Genomic DNA, 10,753 nt, shown 5'->3' on the forward strand with positions numbered 1-10,753 from the left:
CGCCCGCACCGTCCCGGACGGCTTCCTCCCTTCGGTCGAGGGCGAGGAGGACGCGACCTTCGAACCGATGCTCCGTCTGCCGACCGAGTAGGACAGCCCCGCCCGCGCCGCCTTCCGAACCCCGACGCACCGCTACGGCGGCGCAGGCCCGCTACGTGGCCAGTTTCGAAGTGCGCTCCGGACAGGCAGCGCTGACATAGCGCAGGGCGGTCTGCGCGGTCATCCTGAAAAGCCGCATCAGCTTGAGGGGATCCCGGTGTCAAACGCCTCGTTGAGCATGCGGTCCTGCCGTAGGCAGAGCAGGGAGTCTTGCCAGTGGCGGGCGAGAGGCCTGGGCGCGGCGCTCGGACGCGGCGCGGCGCTGGGCTCCGGTGAGCGGGTCGCGGCGTCCAGGCGCGAGGCGCCGGTGGAGCGTGTGTGCGTGAAGGCTGCCGGCCGGGCGAGGTTCTGCGGTGTAGGCGTACGCCGGTCCAGGTAGGTGCGGAACGCAGACCGGCCAGCGAGCGCACCCGTCCTGTCAAGGGTGCCGTCAGCGACCATACGGAGTGGCGGTGCACTGTGTAGGACCTGATCGCCCGTTAGGCGGGCATGGGGTGCCGTCCTCCGACCGCGCCGGCCCTCACGGTCGTGAGGGCCGGCGGCGGCGGAGCTGGTGCTGGTGCTGGTGCTGGTTGCAGAGGCGGTGGGGGCTCAGGGTGCGTAGAACCCCTTGTACGTCGCCGATCAGGTCGGTGCTGCCGGCGTGGTTGTACAGGGTGATCTTGCCGTCCTTGACGGGCACGACGAGGTTGGCCACCGGCCGTCCGGCCGTCACGTTCAGGTTCGACGTGTTCGGCCGGCTCGCGCCGTAGGGGTAGACGGAGACGTAGGTGTTGTGGGTCGCATTGGTGGCCGTCACGTTCATGACCACCGGCGGTGACGCTATCGGCGGGCACGCCGTTGCGCCCGGCGACCTGGAGCGTCACCGTCCGGCCGGCACCCACCTTTGCCTTCGGGGCGCCGATGCGGTTGACGGTGCTGAGGGCGCGGGACGGCGCGAGGGGCTCGAAGAGGGGGCCTTCGTAGGGGCCCGCGTAGTAGCCGACGACGTCGGCGAGCACGTCGAGCGTACCGGCGGAGGGTAGAAGTGCAGAGCGTCACCCATCGGTACGACGACCAGGTTGGATGCGGTCTGGCCAGCCGCCACATGACGTGTGAGTGCTGCCAGGAGTCGGCGAACATGGAGCCGTAGACGGAGACGTGGGCGGAGGCGGTCGGGTTGATGGTGCAGCTAGGCACGGTTCCTGCGGGAGGCGTACGCCTTGTCCGCCCGCACCCGGTCGGGGCGGACGCGTGGTCGGCCCGGCCCGAGGCGGGGCACGCGGACCTTCTCCAGCACCGGTTCGAACTGCGGCGAGTCCCCGCGCTGCCCTGCCGTGATCACGATCGACATGCGCTTCTGGCCCTGTTCGACGGCCAGGTGCAGCTTGGTGGTGAACCCGCCGCGCGAGCGTCCCAGCCCGTGATCACGTGGCTCGGTGAAGACACCGCCCGGTGGTTCCTTTTGCAGAACGCCCTGCTTGCGAGCCCCGGCCGCATGTTGATGGGCGCGGCAGACCGTGGAATCGACGCTCACGTCCCACGTGAGCGCCTCCTTCGCGTCGGCAGGGCCTGGAGCCGACTGAGGATCCGGTGCCAGGTGCCGTCCCGCTGCCACCGGCGGAACAGGTCGTAGACCCGGCCCCACGGACCGTACTCGACGGGCATGTCCCGCCACGCACACCGGTCCGGACCCGGAACCGTATGCCGTCGATCAGCAGCCGCCGGGGCCAGACGGGCGGTCGCCCCGACTTTTTCCCCTTCGGTAACAACGGCTCCAGGACCGCCCACTGCTCGTCCGTGAGATCTCCCCGCCCCATGACCTGTGATCACCCAAGATCCACTTTCGACACACGGCCTAGCAAACCTCATTGTGTGCTGGGGGCAGGTGCACTCTGGCGAATAGCAAGGGCGATTCCTCCCAGTGCGGTGCCCATCCGCTGGCGTTGCCATCACCTACTGCCGTCAGACGCCGCAACGGGCCCCACCGGATTCGTTCCGGCGGGGCCCGTTGCCGATGCGTCAGTGTCTCGTCGAGTCGCCGATCAGGCTCCGTCTGACACGACGGACTGCGCAACTCTCCGATAGTGCAGAGCCCCTTCCCCTGCCACCTTCCGCACTGCCGTGACGCCTTGCGCACGTGCCGCGGTAACCGATTTCTCCTGGCAGGCGAGCTCGAATTCTTCAAGTCCTGCGCCCGCTGCCGATTGCCAGAGCGACGTCGCGTCCGTAGCCTTCTGGAATATTTCGGCTACGAGATCCGGACTGACTCCAGACGACACCACATTGAGCCCCACTTCAATAACATCAAGGCCTGCCCTAAAAAACTCCGATTCAGGGCGCCCGGATGGAAACGTTTCAGACAATTCTCGATGCGCCGTCAACGCCTCTTCGAGGGCAGCAGAATTCAATTCACGCCCCTCGTATGACCTCATGCTCGCCCGCAGCCCAGCGTCTACACGATAGTAGACGTCCTCGAAACCGGCGGCCTCCGCAAGAATGTAGAGGGCGCCCCCGACCCGCAGGGACGTCGCGCAGCAGAGAGCCCCTACCGCCTCGGCGGTCAAACCTTCCACTTCCATACTCCTTCAATCCCTTCCCTTCCAGCAATCACCAAGCTGCGGAAGTTTCCGATGTAAGCGTCGCGCCACGCTGCACCAGGAAATTCTCGCATCGCGGACAGATTGGGCGACTCACGATCAACAACTTGGGCTGCAACTGGAGCCCGCCCACGACCTCGTTGAATAGCTTCACCTCGGCATGCCACAGGTTGTCCCGCGTGATCAACCTGGCTGGCTGCGGAATTCGGAAGCCGAAGGTGGTTTCGCCGAGCCCAGGGAGTGACGTGAATTGAGCGGGAGTCATATCGGCGCGAGCGCCAACGGCGAAGAAATCGAGTCCCTCACCCCCTGCGCTATCCACATGCAGCCCACCCATCGTTCGGAATCCCGCCCCGCCCCCTGCGGCATCCGTGATGTCGTCGACCAGGCCTTGCAGATGACCTTCATCGACGGCACCGCCACCGCAGTTGTGGACGAGGACCGGGGTGGCACCGGCCAGCACATAGTACGTGTGGAGGTTGGATACGGTGAGGTTGCGGACGCTGACGTCCCGGGCGACCCAGCGTGCGATCGAGGTGATCTGAGCGTACGTGCCCGCGCTGGTCTTGAGCCACTGGCCCAACTTTAGGTCGGTGGCGTCGATCCACTTGCCGACCTCGGCTACCCAGAACGGGTGGCCCTCCGTCGCGGTGACCTCGGCCGTCTTCGAGCCGGACAGGCCATCCGTATCGATCCTGACCTTGACCAGGTGCTTGCGGCCCTGGCCCTTGATCTCGGCCGTGACCGTCTCTATCCGGGTCTCGCCGGTCTTCGGGTCGGTCGCGACGACCTTGTCGCCCGTCTTGACCCTCTCGATCGGCTTGGTGGAGCCGTCGGCCATCAGGACCTTGGTGCCCGGCGTGAAGCTGTTGTCTGCGATGTTGCAGGAACCGCCACCTCCGTCGGCCTTGCCGCTGTCGCCGCTGCCGCTGCTGCCGCCCTTATTGCGGGAGGAGGCACCGGAGTTTCCGCCGGTCTTGCCTCCGCCTCCACCCTTGCCGCTGGTGGAGGATGCTTTCGGCGCGGCTTTGGCTTGGGCCTGCTTCTGGACGGGGTTGCCGGTCTTCTTCTTCTGGGCTAGTGCCTTGTCGGCGATTCTCTTGGCTTGTTCAGCGGCCTTCTTCGCCTTTTGGGCGGCTTCCTTCTTGGCCTTTTCGATCGCCGCCTTCTTGGCTCTCAAGGCTGCGGCTTCGGCCGCCTTCGCTGCCTTGAGGACGGCTTCAGCTGCCTTCTTCGCTGCTCTGAACGCTTGGATGGCGCTGATGGTGCGGTCGATGGCCCGAAGGACTGACGGAATTTTGCCGAGTTTGGCCCAGGGGATGGCCCCGATGATCAGGCTGCCACAGGACCACATGTCACCGCCGAAGCAGGCCATGGCGTCGTTGATGCCGATGAAGTCCTTCAGGGTCTCCCAGGCCACGGCGAGGATCACCGAGGTCAGGGACTTGCCCATGGTGGACTGCGCCTGCGCGACCTGCGCCGCGGACAGACCCGCGCCCGCGAGGGCCGCGGCCTTTTCCGAGGCGGTTAGTACTCCAGCTGTAGATCGTGATCTTCATGTCTGATCGGTGGCTTGTCGGTGGTAGTGGCTGGTCCTGGATCGGGCTTGGTGGCGGCGTCGCCAGAGGGACCAGCGCAGCTTGTGGACGGCATCGGGCGTGGATCGGACGAGCGCCGTGAACAGTCGCTGGATTTCGTTGCAGGTGAGCGGGATCAAGTCGTCCGGGGTGGGATGGCGGGCGTGTTCTGCGGCTCGGATGACCGCCAGGAAGGCGTGCGCGAGCATGGCCAGGGTGACCCAGCGCGACCAGGAAGTGAAGCGCCGGACCTGGTGCTCGTCCAGTCCGGTTAGGCCCTTGCCCGACTGGAAGGTCTCCTCCACTCGCCACCTCGACCCGGCGACGCGGACCAGTGTGGCGAGGGGCTTCAGGGCGGGCGAGAAGCAACGGTAGTAGGCCCGTTCGCCGGTGGTGCGGTTGCGGCGGATCAGCAGTTGGCGGTGGCCCGGTCCGGAGTCGGCCAGGTCGATGACCGCCCAGTCGTAGTAGCGGTGCCCCTTGGCGCCGGCTCCGGCCGACAGCTTCTGCCAGGCCCGCTTGGGCACCTTCGCGGCCAGCGCGTCGGCCCGGAACTTGCCGGCACCGGTGATGACCTCGGCCGAGGAGGCGACGGCCAGCACGAAGCCGACCCCACGCTCTTCCAGCAGGGCCCGCAGACGCGGGTTGCCGCCGTAGACCTCGTCGCCCGTGACCCAGCCCACGTGGTGCCCGGCGTCGAGGAACCGGCCGATCATGCGGCCGGCCAGCTCCGGCTTGGTGGCAAAGGCTGTGTCTTCGGGCAGGCCGGCGGCCCGGCAACGGTCCGGCTCACACGTCCACGAGCGCGGGAGGTAGAGCTCTCGGTCCACCGCCGCGTGCCCGCGCGCTCCCGCATAGACGAGGTAGACCGCGACCTGAGAGTTCTCGATCCGGCCCGCGGTGCCGGTGTACTGGCGCTGCACGCCGACCGTGCGGGTGCCCTTCTTCAGGTCGCCGGTCTCGTCGACGACGAGGACTGCCCGCTCATCGTGCAGTTGCTCCATGACGTAGTCACGTACGTCGTCGCGAACCGCGTCGGCGTCCCAGGACGCCCGGCACAACAGGTGCTGCATGCCGTGCGGCGTCGCTTCCCCGGCCCACTCGGCTATCGTCCAGCAGTTCTTGCGCGGCAGGTCGGACAGCAGCCCGAGCACCAGCCGTCCCGCCCGACGCCGGGCCTCCACCCGTGCGAACCGTCCGGCTATCCGTCCCATCAGGCCCTCGAACGCCTCCTGCCAGCGGGCAGGGTCTACGCTGTGACCCACGGCCACCGCATGATCGTTTGTCTTCACACACCGATGATCAACGGTGGCCGCAGCCATACCGGGCAGGAGGAACACCATGCAGATCGCCGGCGTCGACATCTACCTCAATCACCCCGTTCTGCACCTCGGGGCAACCGACTGGGTTCCACTCTCCCTCGCCCTGGACGCCGCCCCCGCCGCCAGTTGCGACACCCACGTGGCCGTCCGGGTTCGACCCCAGAGAGGGCTGATCAAGGTGCGTCTCTTCACGCCGCCTGATGACCCGCAGGCCGAAGACCCCGACGCGGAGTTCACCACCGTCTTCGACGGCCCCCTCCTGCTGCCCGACGGGCGCATTGCAGTCGGCGATGTCGAACAACTAACCCGCTTCGTGCACCGAGTGGGCGACCGCGGGCAGTTCAACGTGCGCGTCGCCGTGGACACACCGGGGCCAGACGCCAGCGCCATCGACATCGTCATCACCGGCCCGAGCAAGTGACCCGCGAGACGCCCATCCCGGCATGAGACCGCATAACGTACGGCGGCCGCACCACGATCAAGATCACGATCTACAGCTGGAGTATTAGAGCCTGGAGGTGTTGCCAGCGCTCGCGCCAGGCAGCGAGATCCTTGTGCTGGCGTGTGGCGATCTGTCCGGTCTCATAGGTGAGCAGCACTCTGACGATGGTCATGTAGTAGTCGAACCCCGGCAGGTTCCTCCCTTTCAGGGTTGCGCTGATCCCGGACTCGGACAGGCGTTGGCCGCCGCGGGCAGCCCGCGCGGCGATCTCCTTCCCCGTCGGGGAGTCGTGCTCGGCTTTCAATCTGCGCAGTTCTGCAGCGGCTGCCCGCAGCTCTCCCTCAAAGTCCCCGCGTCCTGCCGGTGAGGTGCCCGCCACTGGTTGCATCATCAGCCTCCCCCGATTACCGAAAGTCCAGGCTAGAGCGATGCCACTGGAGAATGTTGGAGAACTCCGAAGTTGGCTGCAGAACAGTGAAGGGTGCTGTTGCAGAGGCCTCGCTACAGCCATTTGCGTACTTCCCCACGCAGTAGGGGATCCGGGGCCGGACTGCGGTGAACTGATCTCGCGGGCAGGAACAGAGCAGGGGGCGAACCCCGGTTCTGGTCCCACCGTGTTGTACATCCGAACTCGTCTCTACCCGGAGCAAGTTCGACACGGCGCTGGCCGTTGCCCAGAAAGGCGACGGCCCCCTGGTGGGCAGGGAGCCGTCAGCAAAGGACCGTCCCCCAGCAAAGGAGAACCTCATGTCCAGGACCGAGCGTACGGTCATCAACGCAAGCGGGAAACCCCCCGCGCCAGAACCACAGCCCTGGATCACCCGATGGAAGAGCAGGGCACGCAGGATCCGCAACGAGGCCGGCATCTACCTCGTCAGAGGCGCGGCAACCGCCATCGGCGGAAGCATCGTGATCTACATCAGCACCTGGCTCTCCATGCGCTGATCCAGGAACCGACAGCTCAGTCCGCGGCGGCCATCACGAGGTCGTCGCGGATGTCCTGGGCACGTTCTTGAGACTGGCGCAGGACAGAGACGAGCAGCATGACGGCGATGATGCAGTGGCCATGGCTGAGGTGATCGAGGGGAAGGTGATGCAGAACAGCGTGGCGGGAGAGGTTGTCAGGCAGCGGGTCATTCTCTTCGGGGTAGTACTTCGTGTAGAGGGTGGCAAGGGGAGCGAAGACGTACTGCCTGGCAGGCAGGTAGCCGTTGGGCTTCTGCCTGCCGATCTTGGCAAGTGCCCAGTGCTTACGCTTCTCCGTCTCGGTCAAGGTGTACAGGATCTGTTCGAGCGCGGCGATGGCCAGGGTCGCCGCAGCTTCTCGATGGCCGTCCTCCCAAGCCGCCAGCGCCTTGCGCCCGGCTTCGACTTCGGCGGTGAGCCACCCATCGGTGCACTCGTCGAGGCGCACCTTGCACAGGGCCCGGATCTCAGCCTCGGCGGCGACGAGAACTGCCAGTTTGTCGTCGTGGGCCGGGCCTGCTGTCGCGAGCCGTTGAAGAATTTCTCGGTCGGGAAGCCAGGCGACCGGGATGCCGTGGTCCTGAGCCAGGTGAAGGAGCTGGTCCAGGGGTACCGTGCTCCCCCACCAGTTCTCATGCCGGCTGCCGGCTGTGTAGAAGCTGGGCATCTCTTGGTGGCCGTGGACTGCCGGGTCGTAGGTGTCCCAGATCTTCGCCCAGTCACGGAGCTCGGCTATGGAAGCTTTGCTTCTTCCAGCACTCGGGTCGGTGAACGTCGTCATGCACGCATCTTCCTCGCGCGACACACCAGTGTCAGCCAGATAGCGAAGAGGGCGCTCAGCGGCACTCGCCTTCTATGTCGGCTCAGCAGCCCAGGTCCGCCGTTGCCACATCGCTCAGCCTGTCACCAGCCATCGATGAAGCAGCTGCGAGCCGATAGATGCACCGGCTTCCATCGGGCGCCTTTCAGTGCCCGCTGCGGTCCAGTCCACCGGATCACGTCGCCTTGACATCGCGATCTTCTCATCGAAAGGATCACCGGCATACAGTCCAGCGCCACTGTGAGGACACTGGGCTCTTCAATGCCTCGGGGGGATCTTGAGCAGGATACGTCGTATCGCCATCGGTCTGGCACTGACCAGCTGCGCTCTGCTGACAGCGTGCAGCGGCGATGCCGAGGTGGACAAGTCCATCAGTGACATAAGGACCTCTGTAGACCGCATCCGTGACGAGATGAAGCTGGAGTCTGCAGCCGTAGAAGCGGGCGACGCTCGGACCGAGGTCGAAAGCGTGCAGCTTGCCTCGCAGCTCGAACTGGAGAACCTCCGCAAGGCCGCCAACCGTGCCCCTGCCGAGACCCAGGAGTTCGCGGACGCTGCCGAGGCTTGGGCGGAAGCAGTAGTAACTTCACGGACAGCGATCCTCGAAGGAAGCCCGGAAAGCACCTCCACCCTGGCTCTTACAAATGTGCGTCTCAGCGAGAAGACGATGGATCAAGAGGCCGAAGAGCTCAAGATCAAACCCTGGCTGAAGCTGGACGAGTATTAACAGTCGACACCAGCCGGGCTGGGCCCTGCTCGGTAGTCGACATCTCGGTACTGAGAACCGCGCTGTTCGGACCAGCAGGCGGCCGTCGGCGCCGACGTGCCCGCCGTGATAGCCCGAGGTACCGTCCAGGGCGCGGCCCAGGGCACGTCGAAGACGCTCATGGCCCGCCTGACGGAGGAGCAAGGGCTGTGGGAGTAGCCGACGGGGCCGGGCAGGGTATTCCCAGCCGCGGTCGCCAATCAGCCGAAGTCGAACGTCTCCTGCGCGAAGCCGTCCGGCGCCGGGGCCGGACGGGGCGGGGGCGGCGGTGCGCCGTCCTGCCCGGCGGCCCTCCAACGCTCGACGAGCTCGTCCTTCCAGCCCTTGGGCGGGGGCCAGGGAACACCCTAGGTGGCGAGCTGGTCGCGCTTCCAGCCGCCGGCGGGCGCACGGGCGGCCTCGATCTCTTCCGGTGAAGGCAGAACCGTCATCTGCTCACTCCTCATCGTCGGCACGGTGGCCCCAGTGTTCCAGGACGGGCGCCGGCGGCAGGCCCGTCCTGGAGGAAGGCGCGGTTCAGGGAAGGTGCGGTCGCCTGCGTCGCACGCGCCGTCCCGGAACCAGCGGTACGTGGCTCGCGGAGGGAAACCCCGATCAGGCCGGCGTAGCACCTGCCGGAACTGAGCAGCCGCAGTCGGTTCCGCACTGTCGCCGAAAAGGGGACAAGCGGCAGGGGGCGTCGAGGTCCCTGCCGACCGAGGGAGGGATCAATCAGCGACGGACAGTCTGTGCCACCAATGACCGCACCCGTCGGAGCAGAAGCGTTCGCTTCGTCTGACGGAGTCGGCGGCGACGCCGATCTCCTGAGGAAGCCGAAGGACTCCGGGAAGAAGCCTGACGTCGCCGCCGAGCACCTGCGCCGCGGCCGCGCCGAGCCGCAGCAGCCGAACCGCAATCCGACGCAGCGCTGACACGGGCACGGGCGACGGCCCGGCTTGAGTAACGGAAAGAGTCCCGCACCAGCAGGTGCGGGACTCTTGTCGAATCGACGGCTAAGGAATCGCACCGCCATCCCGCCACAGGGCCCGGGCCTCAGCTCGCCCAGCTGGGCATCTCCGCTGTTGCTTCAACCCAGGCCAGGGCCTGGTCGACGACAGCGCCGAGATCTTCTGGAGACTGCGGGTGAAGATATGCCTGCCACGCGGTATCAGTCACGAAATCGACCCCCATTAGACTGACCCCAGACTCACCGAACACGCCAACGTTGCTCCACCGGCTCCCGACCTCCAGGTCTACCTTGGCATCGGGAGTCGCCTTACGCCCCGGCCTGTCAGGGGGTCCGTCAGCAGGACGAATCCACAGCACCGCGTCAACACCGCGGGCCCTGCACTCGCTCTCCCGCTCCGAAAACCACGCCTTCAGCCAGTCGGGCGGTCCACCCACGTTGCTCCCCCTTGCCATACGCCTCAGTCGCGCTTGCCGCTTCCGTCCACGACATCCCTGACGTCATTTTCCGTGAACAATCACGCGCGTCTCGATCGCCCACTGCCTCCCAACCAGGTGGACAAACGCTGCCGCTGAACGTGAACAAAGCCAGGGTTCCTCGGGGCCGGTCCCCAGAGCGCGGCGGGTGGTCACGACCGCATCGTAGGCCGGATCAGTCGTCGTACGCGGGCACTGGGCACAGCTGCTCGCGGGAGACCGGCATGGGCGCCGGTCCCGTCCGGGCCTCCTCTGCGCTACGGGGGGTGGGCCCCCACATCAGCCGTGGGCAGTGCTCGCACGCGCCCTCCGGAACAGCCTGCCAGAGACGGCCGCACCACTCGCAGCACTGCAGCCCGACGTGAGCCGCCATCGCCCTCGGGAACAGCGAGGAATGCTGTGCTGGAAGCTGGAACCGGATCCGCGCGGCGGTCTCCTGGTCGTGGAACGAGGTCAGCATGCAAGCAGCGTGGTACTCGGTGCCCTCCGCGTGCGCGGCCAGCTCCAGCCACGCCATCGAGCGGGCCTGGAAGGCCTGGGCCCGCCAGCGAGGGTCGTCCTTCCTGCCCTCGCGGCGACGTCGCGGACGAGTCCGGCCGCGTCCTCCATGCGGAACTTGACGCTGGTCGCAGATTGGATCTTCCAGTCGCCGGCCACGGGGGGCAAACGAGCGTTTCTGCCTCCCCGAATTCATCGGACGCGAGTTCCGAGGTGGCAGCATGAACGACATGTTCGAGGCACTCGAAGCTCTGACCGACCG

Annotated in this window: 10 protein-coding genes and 2 pseudogenes; 4 read left to right on the forward strand and 8 right to left on the reverse strand. The window is 66.5% G+C overall.

Translation table 11 applies throughout. From position 1 onward, the window contains the following. Window positions 1-619: 619 nt before the first annotated feature. From AB0K65_RS31930 to AB0K65_RS31955, 6 genes and pseudogenes are all read right to left on the reverse strand, one after another. The gene (locus tag AB0K65_RS31930) at window positions 620-910 is read right to left on the reverse strand and encodes a hypothetical protein (RefSeq protein ID WP_365722729.1); all 291 of its coding nucleotides are present in this window, start codon (window positions 908-910) and stop codon (window positions 620-622) included. 360 nt (window positions 911-1,270) lie between these two features. Next, window positions 1,271-1,615, reverse strand: coding sequence for a transposase (locus AB0K65_RS31935; protein WP_365722731.1), 345 nt, complete (start codon window positions 1,613-1,615; stop codon window positions 1,271-1,273). Beyond that, window positions 1,612-1,898: pseudogene (locus AB0K65_RS31940) on the reverse strand (transposase). Before AB0K65_RS31940 ends, AB0K65_RS31935 begins: the two are co-directional and overlap by 4 nt. Before the next feature lie 225 nt (window positions 1,899-2,123). Then, window positions 2,124-2,654: a hypothetical protein gene (locus AB0K65_RS31945; protein WP_365722733.1), complete on the reverse strand. Its 531-nt coding sequence runs from the start codon at window positions 2,652-2,654 to the stop codon at window positions 2,124-2,126. A 34-nt stretch (window positions 2,655-2,688) separates the two neighbouring features. Further along, window positions 2,689-4,209, reverse strand: a pseudogene (locus AB0K65_RS31950) (polymorphic toxin-type HINT domain-containing protein); the annotation flags it as partial. A gap of 24 nt (window positions 4,210-4,233) precedes the next feature. Beyond that, window positions 4,234-5,469, reverse strand: a complete 1,236-nt coding sequence (locus tag AB0K65_RS31955; RefSeq protein ID WP_365722745.1) for an IS701 family transposase — start codon at window positions 5,467-5,469, stop codon at window positions 4,234-4,236. Between the two features lie 127 nt (window positions 5,470-5,596). Between AB0K65_RS31955 and AB0K65_RS31960 the strand changes: the two genes are divergently transcribed. Further along, window positions 5,597-5,998: a hypothetical protein gene (locus tag AB0K65_RS31960; RefSeq protein ID WP_365722735.1), complete on the forward strand. Its 402-nt coding sequence runs from the start codon at window positions 5,597-5,599 to the stop codon at window positions 5,996-5,998. Window positions 5,999-6,068: 70 nt separating this feature from the next. Here AB0K65_RS31960 and AB0K65_RS31965 read toward each other — a convergent pair whose 3' ends face one another. Next, complete coding sequence (locus AB0K65_RS31965) at window positions 6,069-6,191, reverse strand: hypothetical protein (RefSeq protein ID WP_365722737.1); 123 nt, start codon at window positions 6,189-6,191, stop codon at window positions 6,069-6,071. A gap of 575 nt (window positions 6,192-6,766) precedes the next feature. Between AB0K65_RS31965 and AB0K65_RS31970 the strand changes: the two genes are divergently transcribed. Further along, window positions 6,767-6,964, forward strand: coding sequence for a hypothetical protein (locus AB0K65_RS31970; protein WP_365722739.1), 198 nt, complete (start codon window positions 6,767-6,769; stop codon window positions 6,962-6,964). Between the two features lie 16 nt (window positions 6,965-6,980). Here AB0K65_RS31970 and AB0K65_RS31975 read toward each other — a convergent pair whose 3' ends face one another. Next, window positions 6,981-7,766 carry a hypothetical protein gene (locus AB0K65_RS31975; protein WP_365722741.1) on the reverse strand — a complete coding sequence of 262 codons (786 nt, stop codon included), beginning with the start codon at window positions 7,764-7,766 and terminating at the stop codon, window positions 6,981-6,983. Between the two features lie 316 nt (window positions 7,767-8,082). Here AB0K65_RS31975 and AB0K65_RS31980 point away from each other — a divergent pair, with 316 nt between their 5' ends. Both AB0K65_RS31980 and AB0K65_RS31985 read left to right on the forward strand, forming a co-directional pair. Next, a complete protein-coding gene (locus AB0K65_RS31980) occupies window positions 8,083-8,532 on the forward strand; it encodes a hypothetical protein (protein WP_152369292.1) in 450 nt (149 codons plus the stop codon). Window positions 8,533-9,308: 776 nt separating this feature from the next. After that, the gene (locus AB0K65_RS31985; RefSeq protein WP_365722743.1) at window positions 9,309-9,482 is read left to right on the forward strand and encodes a hypothetical protein; all 174 of its coding nucleotides are present in this window, start codon (window positions 9,309-9,311) and stop codon (window positions 9,480-9,482) included. The last annotated feature ends 1,271 nt before the right edge of the window (window positions 9,483-10,753 follow it).

Source organism: Streptomyces sp. NPDC053755, from assembly GCF_040677675.1.
Taxonomy (GTDB): Bacteria; Actinomycetota; Actinomycetes; order Streptomycetales; family Streptomycetaceae; genus Streptomyces.